Origin of the sequence: Cupriavidus sp. TMH.W2, assembly GCF_050847365.1 — a bacterium.
In the GTDB taxonomy this organism is placed as follows: Bacteria; Pseudomonadota; Gammaproteobacteria; order Burkholderiales; family Burkholderiaceae; genus Cupriavidus.
Genome location: NZ_CP193793.1, coordinates 520,714 through 538,561, shown reverse-complemented (window position 1 = coordinate 538,561; position 17,848 = coordinate 520,714). Strand labels below are relative to the sequence as shown.

General features: G+C 66.2%; 16 protein-coding genes. 10 read left to right on the top strand and 6 right to left on the bottom strand.

What is annotated here, in order from left to right; all coding sequences use genetic code 11:
* Positions 1 to 16 precede the first annotated feature (16 nt).
* The gene (locus ACREYQ_RS20030) at positions 17 to 1,501 is read right to left on the bottom strand and encodes an amidase (RefSeq protein ID WP_432261924.1); all 1,485 of its coding nucleotides are present in this window, start codon (positions 1,499 to 1,501) and stop codon (positions 17 to 19) included.
* 197 nt (positions 1,502 to 1,698) lie between these two features.
* Between ACREYQ_RS20030 and ACREYQ_RS20025 the strand changes: the two genes are divergently transcribed.
* From ACREYQ_RS20025 to ACREYQ_RS20015, 3 genes are all read left to right on the top strand, one after another.
* The gene (locus ACREYQ_RS20025; protein WP_432261923.1) at positions 1,699 to 2,562 is read left to right on the top strand and encodes a LysR family transcriptional regulator; all 864 of its coding nucleotides are present in this window, start codon (positions 1,699 to 1,701) and stop codon (positions 2,560 to 2,562) included.
* Positions 2,563 to 2,851: 289 nt separating this feature from the next.
* Positions 2,852 to 3,520, top strand: coding sequence for a DUF2076 domain-containing protein (locus tag ACREYQ_RS20020; RefSeq protein WP_432261922.1), 669 nt, complete (start codon positions 2,852 to 2,854; stop codon positions 3,518 to 3,520).
* 132 nt (positions 3,521 to 3,652) lie between these two features.
* Entirely contained in the window at positions 3,653 to 4,579 is a 927-nt protein-coding gene (locus tag ACREYQ_RS20015; RefSeq protein WP_432261921.1) for a LysR family transcriptional regulator, read from the top strand.
* Positions 4,580 to 4,742: 163 nt separating this feature from the next.
* On the opposite strand, the gene madM is transcribed toward ACREYQ_RS20015, so the two are convergent.
* Together madM and madL are read right to left on the bottom strand one after the other, a co-directional pair.
* Positions 4,743 to 5,519, bottom strand: a complete 777-nt coding sequence (madM, locus tag ACREYQ_RS20010; protein WP_432261920.1) for a malonate transporter subunit MadM — start codon at positions 5,517 to 5,519, stop codon at positions 4,743 to 4,745.
* A 10-nt stretch (positions 5,520 to 5,529) separates the two neighbouring features.
* Positions 5,530 to 5,955, bottom strand: coding sequence for a malonate transporter subunit MadL (gene madL / locus ACREYQ_RS20005; RefSeq protein ID WP_432261919.1), 426 nt, complete (start codon positions 5,953 to 5,955; stop codon positions 5,530 to 5,532).
* A 281-nt stretch (positions 5,956 to 6,236) separates the two neighbouring features.
* Between madL and mdcA the strand changes: the two genes are divergently transcribed.
* The 7 genes from mdcA to mdcH are packed head-to-tail and all read left to right on the top strand — an operon-like array spanning position 6,237 to position 12,325.
* Positions 6,237 to 7,895 (top strand): malonate decarboxylase subunit alpha, encoded by a 1,659-nt coding sequence (gene mdcA / locus ACREYQ_RS20000; protein WP_432261918.1) that lies wholly within the window; start codon positions 6,237 to 6,239, stop codon positions 7,893 to 7,895.
* A complete protein-coding gene (locus ACREYQ_RS19995) occupies positions 7,895 to 8,791 on the top strand; it encodes a triphosphoribosyl-dephospho-CoA synthase (RefSeq protein ID WP_432261917.1) in 897 nt (298 codons plus the stop codon). Before mdcA ends, ACREYQ_RS19995 begins: the two co-directional genes overlap by 1 nt.
* Positions 8,791 to 9,111 (top strand): malonate decarboxylase subunit delta, encoded by a 321-nt coding sequence (locus tag ACREYQ_RS19990; RefSeq protein WP_432262609.1) that lies wholly within the window; start codon positions 8,791 to 8,793, stop codon positions 9,109 to 9,111. Before ACREYQ_RS19995 ends, ACREYQ_RS19990 begins: the two co-directional genes overlap by 1 nt.
* Positions 9,108 to 9,956 (top strand): biotin-independent malonate decarboxylase subunit beta, encoded by an 849-nt coding sequence (locus ACREYQ_RS19985; protein ID WP_432261916.1) that lies wholly within the window; start codon positions 9,108 to 9,110, stop codon positions 9,954 to 9,956. Before ACREYQ_RS19990 ends, ACREYQ_RS19985 begins: the two co-directional genes overlap by 4 nt.
* Positions 9,953 to 10,774 (top strand): biotin-independent malonate decarboxylase subunit gamma, encoded by an 822-nt coding sequence (mdcE, locus tag ACREYQ_RS19980; RefSeq protein WP_432261915.1) that lies wholly within the window; start codon positions 9,953 to 9,955, stop codon positions 10,772 to 10,774. The genes ACREYQ_RS19985 and mdcE overlap by 4 nt, the downstream gene beginning before the upstream one ends.
* 4 nt (positions 10,775 to 10,778) lie before the next feature.
* Complete coding sequence (locus ACREYQ_RS19975) at positions 10,779 to 11,423, top strand: malonate decarboxylase holo-ACP synthase (protein WP_432261914.1); 645 nt, start codon at positions 10,779 to 10,781, stop codon at positions 11,421 to 11,423.
* Complete coding sequence (gene mdcH, locus ACREYQ_RS19970) at positions 11,408 to 12,325, top strand: malonate decarboxylase subunit epsilon (protein ID WP_432261913.1); 918 nt, start codon at positions 11,408 to 11,410, stop codon at positions 12,323 to 12,325. The genes ACREYQ_RS19975 and mdcH overlap by 16 nt, the downstream gene beginning before the upstream one ends.
* A 38-nt stretch (positions 12,326 to 12,363) precedes the next feature.
* Here the strand turns inward: mdcH and ACREYQ_RS19965 are convergent, their stop codons facing one another.
* The 3 genes from ACREYQ_RS19965 to ACREYQ_RS19955 form a co-directional block, all read right to left on the bottom strand.
* Positions 12,364 to 14,178: a methyl-accepting chemotaxis protein gene (locus tag ACREYQ_RS19965; protein WP_432261912.1), complete on the bottom strand. Its 1,815-nt coding sequence runs from the start codon at positions 14,176 to 14,178 to the stop codon at positions 12,364 to 12,366.
* Positions 14,179 to 14,777: 599 nt separating this feature from the next.
* Positions 14,778 to 16,088, bottom strand: a complete 1,311-nt coding sequence (locus tag ACREYQ_RS19960; RefSeq protein WP_432261911.1) for an MFS transporter — start codon at positions 16,086 to 16,088, stop codon at positions 14,778 to 14,780.
* 120 nt (positions 16,089 to 16,208) lie between these two features.
* Complete coding sequence (locus tag ACREYQ_RS19955; protein WP_432261910.1) at positions 16,209 to 17,840, bottom strand: GMC family oxidoreductase; 1,632 nt, start codon at positions 17,838 to 17,840, stop codon at positions 16,209 to 16,211.
* Positions 17,841 to 17,848: the final 8 nt, after the last annotated feature.

The following is a 17,848-nucleotide window of genomic DNA, read 5'->3' as shown; positions in this document are numbered from 1 at the left end:
CTGCATCTCCTTCTGCCTAGGTACGGACGCCGAGACAATTATCTGCAAGGTGCGCGACGCGCGGCACGCCGGCTACGCCTCCCAGAAGCTGCTCGAGCAGATGGGCGGCGCCAAGCAAGCCCGCATCGCCACGCGGCCGGCCCATCAGTTGCAGCCCCACCGGGCGTCCGTCGGCGGTCCGGCCAACCGGGATCGAGATCACCGGGCAGCCCGTCAGCGTCAGCACGAAGGTCAGATACATCCAGTCGATGTATGACGTCAATGCCTCTCCGTCGATCTCCGTGGGGAAGCGTTGTGCCACCGGGAACGGTGTCACGGCCACGGTCGGGCAGGCGAGCACGTCGTACTGCTCGAAGAACGCGGCGACACGCAGGAACAGTTCGCCGCGAAGCCGTTCGGCACGCGCCACGTCCGCGCCGGTCTGGTCCAGGCCTTTCTCGATGTTCCAGATGATCTCGTCGCAAATGCGTGCACGATGCGGTGCGAGCAGCGGACCGCGCACGGCCGCCACCAGGTTAGCCCGCAAGGTCTGGAAGGCCTCGAATGCACCGGTGAAATCCGGGTGCGCCTCGTCAACATGCGAACCGGCATCGGCAAAGCGCAATGCCGCGCTCCGGCACAGCGCGGCAACCTCGGCCTCGACCTTGCCAAGGCCCAGGTTCGCCGAGAACCCGACCCGGACCGGGACGTGCGGCGCGCGAATGGCCTCGACAAATGGCACTTGCGGTGCGACCCAGGACAGCGGATCGCGCATGTCGAAATGCGCCTGGGCGTCGAGCATCAGCGCGACGTCTGCCACACTGCGCGCCATCGGGCCCTCCACCCACAGCGCGTCGTAAGGCATCACCGATGCCGGCCGCGGGACCCGCCCAACGCTGGGCCGCATGCCGACAATCCCGCAGAAGCTGGCGGGAATCCGCAGGCTGCCGCCAAGGTCGTTGCCTGTCGCCAGCCACACCATGCCCCCTGCCAGGGCGGCGGCCGAGCCGCCCGAGGAGCCACCCGCGGACAGCTCCGTGTTCCAGGGATTACGCGTCGCGCCAAAGACGGTGTTGAAGGTATTGGCGCCGGCAAACTCTGGCACATTCGATTTGGCGATGGGAATGGCGCCGTGCTGTTCGAGGTTGGCAACGGTGAGATCGGAGCGGGCCGCGACGTTGTCGACATAGATCGGCGAGCCGTAGGTCGTTGGCGCGCCCGACAAGTCGTTGTAATCCTTGACGGCGATCGGCAACCCGGCGAGCCAGCCTGGCGCGTTCAGCGTTGCCGCATCCGGCCTGGGAAAATCCCGCGCTGCGGCACGGGCCGCGTCGAAGCAGCGGATCGGCAAGGCGTTGATGGCCGGGTCCACTCCTTCGATGCGACCGATGGCCGCGTCCACCAGGTCCAGTGGCGACAGCTCGCGCCTCCTGAGAAGCCGGACCGCTTCTGTGGCACTCATTTGGCAGAGCTCATCACTCCGGGAATCTCGGGTATCAGCGAGGCTGAGGTTGCTGGTCATGCCTGTCTCCTGTTTGTATTCATTGGTCCCGCCGCGCCGGCAAGCGTGCTTGTAGCGCCGGCGCGATTGCAGAATAATGGGGGCCTCCGGCGGGCGGAAATCACATCTCCTGATGACATCCATAAGCCGGGCTTTGCCGCGCCCATGCGCAACCGGACCAGGTAATGGACATCAGGCAACTTCGCACCTTTATCACGGTGGCCCGCTTCGGCAATGTCACCAGGGCGGCAGAGGCGCTGCACGTCACGCAGCCCGCGGTCAGCGGGCAATTGCGACAGCTTGAGGAGGAACTTGGCCTGCAGCTGTTCACGCGGACCAAGTCGTCCGTGGCGCTCACCCAATGCGGGCAAGAACTTCTGGCCCGCGCTGAAAAGGCGCTCGAGGCATTCGGCGATTTCGTCCATGCCGCCAAGGCGCTGCACGGGCATATCGAGGGCGACCTGCGCATCGGTGTGGTCATGCTCGACCCCGGCATGCTTCGCGTCGGCCCGCTGCTCAATCTCCTGGTACGGCAATGTCCCGCGCTGCGGATCGACCTGCATGTCGGTCGCACGCCGTGGTTGCTGACAGCATTGCAGGCATCGGAAATCGATGCCGCGATCATGGTCGCGCGTTCGGCGCCCAAGGGAACCAGCATGCTCGCCTTGAAGCCGCTGACCTTCCGGTTGGTGGCGCCATCGGGATGGAAGTCGCGCGTGGCCTCGGCCACGCCGGCGCAGCTGGCACAGGTGCCATGGCTGCGTATGACCCCGCGCAGCGCGCACCAGGAACTGTTGACCGAGATCCTGACGCAGACCGGCATCACCCCGGTCGAAACGGTGCTGGCGGACCATGAACTGATGATCCGCGAACTGGTGGTTGCGGGCGTTGGCATCGGCCTGTTGCGCGAGGATCTGGCCTCGGCCGCGCAAGCTGCCGGTGAGCTAGTGTTCGTAGGCGACTACCGCGCCACAACCCACCTGGCGTTTCTCTACCCCGAAGAGCGCGAAAACGAGCCGGCTATCTGCGCGGTGCGTGAAGCGCTGCGGGAATTGTGGGAACTGGCGCCAGGCGCGCGCTGAGGGCGGCCAGGCGGGCGCTTGACTGCCGGAATGACTCGATTTTCGGCCGGGACCGCAACTTCACGCCAGTTAAGCGCTCGAATCGAGCCGGCACCTTCCGTCCGGCCTGGTGCAGTCGACCTATCGCGTGCTTTGCCGATAGACGCTTCCAGGCAAAGACCGCTGCACATTCCGGAGCGCGGGCTGCGGCCAAAAGCCGCTTGCCGCGCGCAGATGTCCCTGCCTTTAAGTCTCCCTTAAGTCTTTTCTCATAGAGTGACGGCGTACCAACAACCGGGATAGAGACGCCATGACCCCGCAGGATACGCAAGCACTCGAAGTCTTCCTGACTCAGTTGACCCAGACCCGCGCCGGCGCGAAGGACCCGCAGGCGGAGGCACTCATCGCCCAGGCGGTCGCGATACAGCCGGACGCCGCCTATTTGCTGGTCCAGCGAGCCATGCTGCTCGATCATGCCTTGTCGACGGCAAAGGCGCAGATCGCGGCATTGCAGGGCCAGTTGCAGGCTGCGCAGGCCAACGGCTCGCGCAGCTTTATCGACCAGCAGTATGCGTGGGGCGCCAGTGCGAACCCTGCTGCCCCGGCGCCCGTGCCTGCGCCCGCTCAGAGCGCGTCCCCCGCGCTGCAGCCCGCCCCGCCGCAGTCGCCCAGGCCGGGCTTCCTGAGCGGCGGGTTCGGCAGCACGCTGGGCACTATCGCCACGACGGCCGCCGGCGTAGCCGGCGGTGCCTTCCTGTTCCAGGGTATCGAGAACCTGTTCGGCCACAGCAGCAAGAACGGGTTCCTGGGGCAGTCCGGCATGAACTCGCCAGGAACGGAAACGAACATCGTCAACAACTACTACGGGAACGATGACCAGGCATCGGTCGCTGCGCGCAATTGGGATTCGGATAACGGCAATCTCGATGCAGGCCTGAGCGACGACGGCTTCCTGGACGACGATTCGACCTTGAGCTAGCGTCATCGCGCCGCCCGCCTGGCACGCGGGCGAAGCAGATGTCATGATGGCGGGGGCGCCCGCTCCCCGCCATCATGACAGCCGACCGCGCGTCGTGCGATGATCCCTGCCTGAACATCTCCCTGCCACGCCATGCCAGACCGCATCAGCGAAGACATCACGTTCCGGAAACTGGAGGCGCTCCTGGCCTTCATGGACACGGGCAACCTTGCGAAAGCGGCCGAGGCGCTGGATGTCAGCACGGTCAGCGTGCACCGGGCCCTTCACTCCCTGGAGGAAGGTCTGCGTTGCGCGCTGTTCCGGCATGAAGGCCGCAACCTGCTGCCGACCGAAGCGGCGCAGGTGCTGGCCGACGTTGCGCGCGAGGTGCTGAAGACCATGTCCGACGGCATCCGCATGACCCGCGAGGCGGCGGGCTATTCGGCGGATCAGCTCAAGATCGGCTCGCTCTACTCGCTGACCATCCGAACCGTGCCGCAGGTAGTCATCGGCATCAAGGTGCGACGGCCGAGCCTGCAGACCGAGCTTGTGCTGGGCTCCAACGCGGATCTGCTGGACAAGCTGCGGCAAGGCACCATCGATGCGACGCTGATGGGATTGCCGGAGCCCAGCGCGGACATCGAGTCGATACCGATGTTCGAGGACGACATCTTCTTTGCCGCGCCAGAGCATTCGCACTACGCCCGCCTGGACGCTGTGGACCTGCGCCTGTGCCGGGACGAGCCGTTTGTCTCGCTCGGCGACGGCTTCGTGACATCCAGCGGTTTCGCGGAGGCATTCCGGATTGCCGATTTCACGCCCAACGTGGTGATGAAGGTGGGCGATATCTTCTCGCTGATGAACCTCGTCGGCGGCGGCATCGGCTACTCGCTGCTTCCGGGCCGGGTGCGCGACGTGTTCGCCAGCAATGTGGCCTTCATCCCGTTGACGCCCGAGTACGGCTTGAAGCAGACCATCGGGCTCAGTTTCCTGCGGCGGCGCGAGCGCGATCCCAACCTGCTCGCGCTTGCCGCCGTCTGCCGCATGCTGACCCCCGCCGCCGGCGGCAAGGGCTGCTGAACTCAGCCGACTATTGATGTTTCCGAAATTCACGACAATGCTTCTTGCTTGTCGTTCCCGCGCAGGCGGGAACCCAGTGACTTCAAAGACGCTGGATTCCCGCCTGCGCGGGAATGACTGTGGTTGTTTTTTCGCTGTCGCGCATTAAGGAAAGCTCAATAGTTCATTGAACCAGCGCCTTGGTGGCCAGGTACAGGACGGATGGCCCCAACAGGCAACCCAGGCCGGTGTGGAACGTAGCCACCAGGGCCCCATAGGGCACGAGCCGCCGATCAGTTGCGGCCAGCCCCGCCGAGACTCCGCTCACCGTGCCCGCCAGGCCGCCGAATACCATTGCGGCCCGCGGATTGTTCAGGCCAAGAAAGCCGGCCGCAAACGGTGTGCCAACCATCACGATGATCGCCTTGACCAGGCCCGTCGCAATAGACAGGGCGATCACGTCGGAACTGGCGCCCAGCGCCGCGCCGGTCACCGGGCCGACGATATAGGTCACGGCACCCGCGCCGATGGTGGTCATGCTGACGGCGTCGCTGTAGCCGAAGGCGCGCGCGACGATCGCCCCGACGGCAAAGGGAATCACGGTGCCGAGCAGCAGCGACACAGCGCCGACCATCCCCGCCTTGCGCGCTTCCCTGACCTGAACCTCGAAGGCCGTCGCCACGATGGCGAAGTCACGCAGCATGGCCCCCCCCATCAGGCCAACACCTGAGAAGAGCGCGAAGTCAGCCAGCCCCTTTTCCTTGCCGGTGACCACGCCGCCGTAGTAAGCCAGCCCGAGGCCGATCAGGATGGCAATGGCGGAGGCATGCACGCGCCCGGCGGTCAGCCGCCGCGACAGCTGCGACGACATCCACATCACGATGCCGACGGTGGCGAAGGCGGTGACCAGGCCGTTGTGCAGCAGCACTTCCTGAAGCATATGCGCCAGTGAGTTTGTCATGTCCGTCTCCTCAGCGCGCGGCCGATACGCGGGCGGTGCCAGAGCCACCCTGCCCGTCGGCAGGCAATGGCGGCAGCGGTTCATGCTCACCGGTGCGACTCAGCACAGCGATGCAGCAGGCGCACGCCAGCACCGCCAGCACGGCGGACAGCAGTGCAACGGGCCCGCCGCGCAAGGCCGCCACAACGTTCTGCTGTGCCGCCATCGCCACCACGACGGGAATGTACATCGCGCCCCAGAAGCCGACGCCAGCTTCGGTGTCCTTGGGCAGCAGGTCATGGTCGTGCAGATAGAGCCGGATGGTAATCAGCAGCAGCATGGCGATGCCCACTCCCCCGACATTGGCCTTGACGCCAATTGCGGCGCCGAGCAAGTCCCCGAGGAACAAGCCGATCAGATGGCAGAGCGCCAGTAATGCAGTTCCATAGATGATCATCGATGTGTCTCCTGTGCGGCTGACGGCATCCGGCCCCGGGGCGATGCGGGCAGCCTGCGTGTTTTGTTGATGTCCATGCCTGACCCATGCACGGCATGTGCAGACTCTAGGAAAGCCCTGCGCCCGCATCAATCAACCGCACCGGGAGATCGTTACGCTCAGGCTAATCGTGGGCGGACGATCATTTACCCTTGGCGTAACGATCCGACATCGGGGTTCATTGTTCGGCTGTGCCTGCGGCCCTATCTTTCCTGCATCGATCGCAGCACACCGGAGATGCAATGCCCAAGCCCATGCCGGAACGACAGTGGGACACCCGTCGCGCCGAAAAACGGCGCCGCCAGGCCCTCGGCGCCAGGATCGCCGCTGGGAAGGTGATCCCGACGGCAGACATCGTGCCCTTTCTCGAAACCATCACCGCGCCCGGCGACCGCGTGGTGCTCGAGGGCAACAACCAGAAGCAGGCCGATTTCCTGTCCCGCGCACTGGCCGACGCCGACCCTGCCCGCGTTCACGATCTGCACATGATCATCCCCAGCGTGAGCCGCGTGGAGCACCTGGATCTGTTCGAGCGCGGCATCGCCCGCAAGCTGGACTTCGCTTACGCCGGCACGCAGAGCGTGCGGATCTCACAGTTCCTGGAGGACGGGCAGCTGGAGGTGGGCGCGATCCACACCTACATCGAACTTTATGCACGGCTGTATGTGGACCTGACACCGCAGATCGTGCTGGTTGCCGGCTACAAGGCCGATCGCGACGGCAATCTCTATACCGGCGCCAGCACCGAAGACACGCCGGCGCTGGTCGAGGCCGCCGCCTTCCGCGACGGTATCGTGATCGCGCAAGTCAACGAGATCGTCGACGACGCGGCCGGCCTGCCCCGAGTCGACATCCCCGGCTCATGGATCGATTATGTGGTGCAGTCGGACAAGCCCTTCTTCTGCGAACCGCTGTTCACGCGTGATCCGCGCCTGATCAAACCCGTTCATATCCTGATGGCGATGATGGCCATCCGTGGCATCTACGAGCGCCACCAGGTGCAATCGCTGAACCACGGGATCGGCTTCAACACCGCGGCGATCGAGCTGATCCTGCCGACCTACGGCGAATCACTTGGCCTGAAGGGCAAGATCTGCAAGTACTGGACGCTGAACCCGCACCCGACGCTGATTCCCGCCATCGAATCCGGCTGGGTCGAAAGCGTACACAGCTTTGGCAGCGAACTCGGCATGGAGGACTATGTCGCGGCCCGTCCCGACATCTTCTTTACGGGAGCCGATGGCGCCATGCGCTCCAACCGCGCCTTCTGCCAGCTTGCGGGACAGTACGCGGTGGACCTGTTCATCGGTTCGACCCTGCAGATCGACGGTGACGGCCATTCTTCCACCGTCACGCGCGGGCGCCTGTCCGGCTTCGGCGGAGCCCCGAACATGGGTCACAACCCGGGCGGCAGGCGCCACGCCACACCGGCGTGGCTGGACCTGATCGAGACCGACGACCCGCTCGCGCGCGGCCGCAAGCTGGTGGTGCAGATGGTGGAGACCTTCCAGGCGGGAGGCAAGCCCACCTTCGTTGAATCGATGGACGCGGTGCAGGTCGCCAGGGACAGCGGCATGCCGCTCGCGCCGGTCATGATCTACGGCGACGACGTGACCCACGTGCTGACCGAGGAAGGCATTGCCTACCTCTACAAGGCGCGCTCGCTGGAGGAACGCCGCGCGATGATCGCGGCGGTGGCCGGCGTCACGCCGATCGGCATGCGCCACGACCCCGCGACCACGCGGCGGATGCGCAGCGACGGCCTGATTGCGCTGCCCGAGGATCTCGGCGTGCATCGCGCCGATGCCACGCGCTCGCTGCTGGCGGCGAAGAGCATGGCCGATCTGGTCGAGTGGTCCGGCGGGCTGTATGCGCCGCCGGCACGCTTCAGGAGCTGGTAATGGCGATCCCTGCAAACCTTGCACGGGCAGCGGCCGCACAGGTCGTACCGGCCACTGCCCATGCCATCGGGGACCTGGCCGTGGACGTGCTGGTCGAGGAAGCCCTGCTGACACCCAAGCCAGGCCTTGTCGATGCACGCGGCAGCGGCGCGCACAAAGACATGTCGCTCGGCCTGATGATCCATTCCGCGCGCAGCCTGCGCGGGGCCTTCGCAGCCATGGCGCTGGCCGGCCAGCGTGCCGCGCACATCGACCATGGCTTGCGCGAGCGCCTGGGCGCGCTCGGGCGCGAGGCCGAAGCATCCATGCTGCGCGCCACCGGTGGCGTCAATACGCACCGGGGCGCAATCTGGTGTCTCGGATTGCTGGCGGGTGCGGCCGGGTGGCTGGGCCAGGCGGTCGATGCCGCCAGCGTCGCATCGGCGGCCGGCGCCATCGCGCGGCTGCCGGACCGGCATCGTCCCGCCCATACCGGCAACAAGGGCGAACTGGCGTGCAGCGCGTACGGCGTGGGCGGTGCGCGGGCGCAGGCCGAGGCTGGCTTCCCGCATGTCGTCGGTGTCGGCCTGCCGGCGCTGCAAGCGAGCCGGGCCCGCGGCGATGCTGAATCCAGTGCAAGGGTCAACGCCCTGCTCGCCATCATGGCGCGGCTTGACGATACCTGTGTGCTGGTGCGGGCGGGCCGCGAAGGACTGGCCGGTATGCAGACTGGCGCAGCGGCGGTGCTCGGGGCCGGCGGCGTTGGCACGCTGCCTGGCCGCCGCCGGCTGCGCGAACTGGAGGCAGCGATGCAGGCGCGCAACGCTTCGCCCGGCGGGGCGGCAGACCTGCTGGCCGCAACCTTATTCCTCGACCGGCTGCCTGCCGCCCATCACGATCAGCAAGGAGAGCAATGATGGAACAGCTCCGTTTTGAATATGAGGCCGGCGCACCGGCCCGCCGGCAGGTGCTGGTGGGCGTGGTGGGCTCCGGCGACCTGGAAGTCATGATCGAACCCGGCGAGCCCGGCAGGACCACGATCCATGTGACGACGTCGATAGACGGCTACGGGCGGGTCTGGGATGCGCAGCTCAACCGCGTGTTCAGCGCCGAGCCGCGCGCCGCGATGCGCATCCGCATCCACGACTTCGGCGCGACCCCGGGGGTGGTCGGCATGCGGCTGGCCGAGGCCTTCGAAGCCCTGGACGATGCCGTGGATGGCAAGGAGGACGCATGAACCGCGCCGCGCTGCTGGCTCGCGAGAGCTTTGTCGAACTGGGCGCGCGTGCGCGCGCGAAGGCGCTGCTGGACACCGGTACCTTCCGCGAGCTGGCCGGGCCGTTCGACGGCCTGACGTCGCCCTGGCTCGAACGCCAGGGCGTGGTGCCCCAGGGCGACGACGGCGTCATCGTGGCCAAAGGCACCATCGACGGGCACCCCGCCGTGGTGCTCGCCATCGAGGGGGCGTTCCAGGGCGGCAGCCTGGGCGAGGTCGGCGGCGCGAAGATCGCCGGCGCGCTGGAGCTGGCGGCCGAAGACAACCGGCAAGGCATCCCGGTGCGCGCCGTCATCCTGTTCGAGACAGGTGGCGTGCGGCTGCAGGAAGCCAATCTCGGGCTGGCGGCGATTGCGGAGATCCACACGGCGATTGTTGACCTGCGCCGCTACCAGCCCGTGATCGGTGTGATCGCCGGGCAGGTGGGCTGCTTCGGCGGCATGTCGATCGCCGCGGGCCTGTGCAGCGCGCTCGTGGTGACGCGCGAGGCCCGGCTGGGCCTGAACGGGCCGGCGGTGATCGAGCAGGAGGCCGGCATTGCCGAGTACGATTCACGCGACCGCCCCGCCATCTGGAGCTTTACCGGCGGCGAGCAACGGTTTATCACCGGGCTGACGGACCGCTTCGTCGACGATGACAGCGCCGCGATCCGCGCCACGGTAGCCGGGCTCATCGCGCAGCCGCCGGCAGCGGTGCATCGCAGCGACCGGCACGAAGACTACCTGCGGCGCCTCGCTGCCTATGATCCCGCCACCCAGGCGGACCCTGCCACCGTCCGCCGACTCTACGCCGGAGACCAGCAATGAATGATGAAGTAAAGACGCCCGGCCGGGGCGAAGCCTGGCTCGCCGGCCTTGGCGGCACTGCGCTGCGGCTGCCTGGCTATCCGCCCTCGGTCCAGGTGACCGACGTCGAAACCGACGGCCGCCGCGCCCGGCTGATCGCGGTCGTTCCCGACGCCGCCAGTCCGTTCCCACGCGCGCGCCACGGCGAGGTCGGCCTGCTGGAGGGCTGGTCGCTGGCCCGCGCCGTGCAGGAAGCCGTCGCGGCTGACCGTGGCGCATCGGTCAAGCGCGCGATCGTCGCTATCGTCGACACCCCCAGCCAGGCTTATGGCCGCCGTGAAGAAGCATTCGGCATCCACCAGGCGCTGGCCGGCGCGGCGGGGGCCTATGCCACGGCACGTCTGGAAGGACACCCGGTCATCGCGCTGCTGGTCGGCAAGGCAATGTCCGGCGCGTTCCTCGCCCATGGCTATCAGGCAAACCGGATCGTGGCGCTGGACGACGCTGGTGTGCAAGTCCACGCCATGGGCAAGGACGCCGCCGCCCGCATCACGATGCGCAGTGTGGAAGATCTTGAGGCCTTCGCCGCAACCGTGCCGCCGATGGCCTACGACATCGGCGCCTACGCGACGCTCGGCCTGCTCTGGCGCACCGTGCGGGTATCGAATCCGTCGGCACCGGATGCCGCCGATCTCGGCATCGTAAGGGCCGCACTCGCGGATGCGCTGGCCGATATCGAGGATGACCCACACCGCGACCTGCGTGGCCGCCTGCACGGCGAGAACCGCGGTGCCACGCGCCGTGCGCGGGAAGTGCTTGCCCGCCAATGGCGGGGCTGATGCCATGCGCGCACCCCAGCCACATGACCTGATCTGGCTGAGCGACCCCGAGGTGTTCGCCGCGCAGGCCGCGCTGCCGGACTGGGCCAGCGCCGCATGGCTGGCGCGGGCCCCAGTGGTCGTGCGCCGCGATCGCGCGCCCGATGGCCGCATCCCCATCGGGCTGCGCGGCACGCTCCGGCCGCAGCGCCATGCCGCCTGGCTTCCTGCCGCACAGTGCGCGAAGATCGTCACGCCCATGGACATTGCCAGCCAGGCGCGCTGGCGCCTGCATCCGCGCCGCGCGGAAATCCCGGCGCTCCGTACGCTGGCGCGGCTGGCACCCCGGCTCGATGCACTGAGTTGTCCGTGGGGCGTAACCGGCGCCGTTGGCTTCGCCCTGGCTTGCGGCATCGATGTGCTCCATGCCGACAGCGACATCGATCTGTTGCTGGTATCAGCCCGGCCCATGGCGCAGGCCGAGGCGCAGGCACTCGGCACCGTGCTGGAAGCGGGCGAGGAAGCCCGGCTCGATATACAGGTCGCGACCCCCTACGGCGCGTTCGCATTGCGCGAGCGGCTGCGCACCGGAGGCCGCGTACTGCTCAAGACGGACGCAGGGCCGGTCCTGTGCGCCGATCCCTGGCAATCGCCATGGGCGTGCTGCTGACGTTTCCGGGACAGGGCGCGCAACGCCCCGGCATGCTGCATGCATTGCCGGGGCATCCGGCCGTCGCGCGGACACTGGCCGAAGCGAGCGAAGTCCTGGGCTACGACGTTCTGTCGCTCGATGATGCGCCGCGCCTGGCTTCGACCGTGGCAGTGCAGTTGTGCCTGTTGACCGCCGGCGTCGCGAGCGCGCGCTGCCTGCTCGATGACGGCGCGCGCGCCGACGCCGTGGCCGGGCTGTCCATCGGCGCCTACGCGGCAGCGGTAGTGGCCGGCGTGTTGCCGTTTGGCGAGGCAGTGCGGCTGGTCGCCCTGCGCGGCAAGCTCATGGAAGACGCCTATCCCGGCGGATATGGCATGACGGCAATCCTCGGCCTCGAACGCGGCCCGCTGGAGGCCATTGTTGGGGCCGTCCACGGCCCCGCGTCGCCGGTTTATCTCGCCAACCACAATGCCGAGATGCAGTTCGTGATCGCCGGTGCAGACGCCGCGATGGCTCGCGTTGCCGAGCTGTCGAAGGCGGCCGGCGCGCGGGAAGCCAGGCGGGTAGCGATTTCCGTCCCCTCGCATTGCGCCCTGCTCAATGACCCGGCCGAGGCTCTCGCGCGGGCCTTCGCAGGCGTCAGTGTGCGGCGTCCTTTGCTGCGCTACTTCAGCGCCAGCGCGGCCAGGGAACTGAGGGAGCCGTCGCGCATCGCGGAGGATCTGGCCCGCAACATGGCGCTGCCGGTGCGCTGGCACGAGACCATGCTGCTGGCGCGAGCCTGCGACATACGGCTCGCTGTGGAGATGCCACCGGGCAACGTCCTGACCCGGCTGTGCGTCCCGCTGCTTCCTGACGCCGTGGCACTCGAACAAACGAGACCTGAAAGCGTGCGGCTTCTGACCTTGCGGGAGCCTTGAATGGCTCTCTGACCGGGGGCGGTCGCGATGGTGGTTGGTTACATGCCCCTCGCCTCTGCACCAAGCTTGAACTCAGCAACGGCTTCCGCCAATGTGTAGGCCTGCTCGTTCAGGAGTGAGGAAGCCGCAGCAGCCTGCTCCACCATCGCGGCGTTCTGCTGCGTTGCCTGCCCCATTTCCTCAACGGCCTGATTGATTTGAGTGATGCCGGTGGCTTGCTCGCCCATGGACGTGCTGATTTCCGCGATGATCGAAGTGACTCGACGAATTCCGTCAACGATTTCGGTCATGGCCTCACCCGCTACCTGAACCCGTTCAGCCCCAGACTTGACGCTGACTTCAGAAGTCTCGATCAGCGCCTTGATCTCCCTGGCCGCGGTGGCACATCGATGGGCCAGGCTACGCACTTCGCTCGCCACCACCGCGAAGCCCTTCCCATGCTCGCCGGCTCGCGCCGCTTCAACTGCTGCATTGAGTGCGAGGATATTGGTCTGAAAGGCGATGCCATCGATGACGCCAATGATCTCCACAATCCTTGCGGAAGACTGCGCGATGTCGTCCATCGTCGTCACCACATCGGCAACCACCCTGCCACCCCTCGTTGCTGCCTCACTGGCGGACGTTGCAAGGCGCGTGGCCTGTACCGTCGCTTCGGCCGACCGGCTCACCGAGCCGGTCAATTCCGACAGCGCGGCAGCAGTCTCCTCCAGATTGCCGGCCGCCATTTCGGTGCGGCGCGACAGGTCATGATTACCGGCCTCGATATCCCTGGTCGCAATCTTGATGGACTCGCTGCCATGGCGAATCCGCAACAACACCCCGCCAAGCTTCTCGACAAAAGTATTGAAGGACGTCGCAATCTGCGTCACTTCGTCACTGCCGATGGCCGGCAGGCGCTGAGTCAGATCTCCGTCGCCGGATCCGATCTCATGCATCGCGTCACGCACGCCGGAAAGCCGGCGGAAGGCTTGCGCGGTAAGCACGCCGCTCAGCGCCGCTGCGGCGGCTGCCAGCAGCACGATGGCGATGGCCGATGCCTTGATCACGTCGTTCAGGGCCGCGGTGGCTTCGGCCTTGTCGAGCGCCACTACCAGCTGCCAGTCGGTGCCGTGAACAGGCTTGGCACGCAGCAGCTTTGCGGCGCCATCCAGTTCCACCTCAAGCGGCTTCGTCTCCCCCGCCAGTGCGGCCAGCGTTGCCGGCGTCAAAGCCGACGACAGCTCGATCGCAGGTTTCCGCAGGTACTTCTCCTGGGGGTGTGCCAGGATATTGCCATCCTTGCCAACCACAAATCCCAGGCTTGCCGGTGTCGGATGCACGGCGGCAACGACGTCGCGAACCCCCTCCAGGGACACGACTGCGGATACCACGCCCTCCAACGCGCCATTGCGCATGATTGGCGCGGCAAACGATACAAAGGGCTTGCCGCTTGCAGCATCGGCGTAGGGCGCGGTGACAATTTGCCGGGCTGCCGCCACGGTTTCCTTGTACCAGGGGCGGGCGGTCGGATCAAAGCCTTCCGGCATGTGCTCCTTGCTGGCGACAAAGGACCTGTCCTTCCACCCTGCCGTGGTAACCGGAAATGCGCCGGCTCTTTGCAGTTGGCGGACGATTCCCTGCGGGTCGCCAGGCGCAATCTGGTCGGCAGCGGCAGCCACCATCGTGGCTTTTGCTGCCACCCACTCGTCGAGAGCAAGTGCATGCCCGGTCGCGATGGCATCGAGGTTCTGCTGAATCGTTTCGAGATTGCTGTGACGGACGATGACATACGTCGTACCGGCGGTCAGCGCCAGTGCGGTCACAACGATGCCGGTGGAAATGACCTGAATCCTTGAGCGAATGGATCGGAGCATACGAGAGAGGATGTCTCAAATGAACAGTGTTCGGGGCTTTGGTGATGGATGGAGCATGAAGCGGCAGGCTCAACGATCTCTGTCAGGAGGATCTTGCTGAGGGCCAGCTATGGCTGACAATCTCGTCGGGCAACGTAATTAATAATTACGTTAATCATAATCACTTGAATATAAACATAATTTCATACAGCAAGGGGTTATGCAACATCCAGGCAGGGGGATACTGCCAGGTACCAGGATGAAAGCCCTGCGCGCTCCCTCTGAGTCGGTAAACGGTCTGATCCAAGCATTGTTTACCCTACTTTCCGGGGGTACGTGCACCGAGACCGCGGGATGGCCATGCTTGCATGGCGACGTCTGCGATCGCCTTCAGCTTTTGCGGGCCACCTCCGTCTCATGCCTGGACAGCCATGCCGCGGGTCACGGCGCTGTAGAAGGCAGCCAGTGCGGGCACGTCGGTGTCAGGCGGCAAGTCGCCGATTACACGACAAGATGCCCCTGGCTCTCGGCAACGGTGATGGTCCCTGCCATTCCGGCTGAACCGGTCTCCGCCGCTTGAACGGTGCTTCAATGACGTCGGCTCCCGGCACCATCCCTGCTTATCCCGCCACGGACTGCGGACCGCTCGCCTCGCTCGCCGTGCGTGCCGCGAGATAGCGCGACACGGTGCGCCGCGACTTCTCGGGATTGATCATCAACCCGCCGAGCACCCCGCCGACAACCATGATGGCGCCACAAAAGGCAAAGCCCGCCTGGTAGCCCTTCGCGCCGCCAATCCCTTCAATGAAGAATGCGGATACCAATGGTGCCAACACGCCAGCGACGGAAGCGATGGAATTGTCGATGGCGAGGATGGCGCCACGCTGCGCGCCCGGGGTCACTTCCGCCAGCATGGCCGGACCCAGCGAGTAGATCGTCGGGGAAACGCCCACGGCCACACCGATCAGTGCCACGCGCCAGATCGGCGCAAGATCCGTCGCCCACACGGCAATGAACGCTCCCCCTGCAAGCAGCAGCGTCGCTGCGGAGAAGATGCCGCGGGCTGCACGCGAAGTCGCGCCGCGCTTCAGCATCCGTTGGGCGAGCCAGCAGCAGCCAATCACCGTCGGCATGCTGATCGCGACGATGACCGCATAGAGACGGCCGGCCTGGATGCCAGAATAGCCGAGCCCGCGCTCCAGATAGGCTGGCAGCCACGTCAGCGTCAGCGCGAGCGCCCAGTAGGCAACGAAATGCAGAAGGAAGCAGGCAAGCACGGTGGGATCCGAGAGCAGCCTCGCATAGGGCAGCCGGTCATCGGTTCCGATGGTGGTCACCCCGGAATGCCTTGCATCGATACGCCCCTCGCGGCCAAGCGCCATCCACAGCAGGGCCCAGATCAGGCCGACGGCGGAAAGCACATAGAAGTTCGCCCGCCAGCCCCAATGCTGCGTGATCTGCGGAATCACGATGCCCGCGATCAGCAGGCCGACGCTACCGCCCTGCGAGAAAAACGCGACCGGCACATTGCGCCTGTCGTCGGGGAACCATTTGTAGGCGGCGTGCACGGCGATCGGAAACGCCGGACCTTCCGCAATACCAAGCAGCACCCGCGACAGTATGAGCACCGCCAGGCTCGAGGACATTGCCAGGGGAATCTGAAACACCGACCATGTCAGCGCCATCACCAGCAGCATCGTGGTGGTGGCGACCCGGTTGGCCATGAAACCGCCCGCCACGCCGGCGATCGCAAACAGCCAGAAGAAGCTGCTTGCCACCAACCCGAACTGCGATGGTGTCAAGTGCAGTGACTCCATCATCGGCACGGCCAGCAGGCCGATGACGATCTTGTCCAGGAAATTCACCACCATGAACAGGAACAGCAGGACCGCCATTCGCCACGCTTTGGCGGGCTCGTAGATAGGGCTCATGTTGCCTCCGAGATATTGTGTTGGGATGCCGTGGCCGTCTTGGCGCGGCCTGTCATCGCCGAGTACGCCCCAGATCGCATGGCGTAGAGGTGGGGTATGCCTGCGCGGTGTCAGTTCCGCTCAGCCGCGCGCGGCACCGAGGATCATGTCGGCCGCCTTCTCTCCGATCATGATCGACGCGGCGTTGGTGTTCGACGAGCACATGGTCGGCATGATGGAAGAGTCCACCACGCGCAAGCCGGCCATGCCATGCACACGTAGCTGGCTGTCCACCACGGCCATCGGATCACTGCCCATATTGCAGGTCCCGATCGGGTGCCACGACGTCTGCCCCGACGTCTTGATGTATTCCAGCAGGCCGGCGTCATCCCGCACGTCCGCGCCTGGCCGGGTTTCGCGCGCCACGTAGCCGGACAGCCCTCGCTGCTGCGCGACGTTGCGCGAGAGGCGCAGCGCTTCCAGCATCGCGTGCCGGTCGCTCTCGGTATCGAGATAGCGCGGCTCAATCACGGGCGCTTCATGCGGGTCGGTGCTGCGGATATGCAGGTGACCGCGCGAATCCGGTCGCAACTGGAAGAAGCCTACCGCGAATCCGGGGAACGGATCGAGGCCGAAGCCCCTTCCGGCGTAGCGATCCGCACCGGTCAGGTGGTGAAGCTGAATCTTGACCGCCGGGCGCCCGGGCAGCCCGGGCGTTCGCGCCAGCGCGTGGACGGTGGCCGACGGCGTAGCCATGATGCCGCGCCGGGTCATCAGGTAACGCATGCCCATCCAGCCTTTCCGGATCGGGCTGCGCACGATCTCGTTGAGCGTGACCGGCCTGGTGCATGCAAAGGTGATGCGCGACTGCAAATGGTCGATAAGGTTCTCCCCAACACCGGGCAGGTGCTGAAGCACAGGGATGCCGAGTGCCTGCAGACGTGCCCCGTCGCCGATGCCTGAGAGTTCGAGCAGTTGTGGCGATTTGATCGGGCCCGCGCTGAGGATGACCTCGCACGCCGCCATCGCGCGGCGCCGAATGCCCCCTTGCTCGTATTCCACGCCAACGGCGCGCTGGCCATCGAACAGCACGCGCGTGCCGAGCGCCTCGGTTGCCAGCACGAGATTGGCCTGCGGCCTGCCGCGCAGGTAGCCAACCGCCGTACTGCAGCGCCTGCCACCGCCAGTGGACAGTTGCAGGTAGCTAACGCCCTCATAAACGCCGCCGTTGTAGTCGCTGGCCGCCGGAATGCCGGCCTGCTGGCAGGCTTGCACGAACGCATCGCTGAGCGGATTCGGATGGACTTCTGACACCGGCGACACGCTGATCGGTCCGCTGCGGCCTCGCACTTCGTCCTGGCCGCACTCGGTCCTTTCCAGGCGCATGAAATACGGCAGCAGCGATGCGTAGTCCCAACCCTGGTTGCCGAGCGCGGCCCAGTGATCGAACTCGGCGGGCTCGCCACGCACGAAGATCATGCCGTTGACCGAACTCGAGCCGCCGGGCAGGCGGCCACGCGGCCAGTAAATCTTCTGCCCGGCGAGCTGGGGCTGGGCCTCGGTCTGGAAGGGCCAGACGTAGTCGGGATTGAGCAGCAGCTTGGCGACGCCCAGCGGCACGGTGACCCAGAAGTCCTTGTCGCGCGGGGCGCCGGCTTCCAGCAAGAGCACCCTGCCCTTGCCGCGCTCGGCAAGGCGAGTTGCCAGCGTTGCGCCGGATGAGCCAGCGCCCACCACGATGTAGTCGTATGTATCTGCGGTTTGGGAATTCACGGCATGTC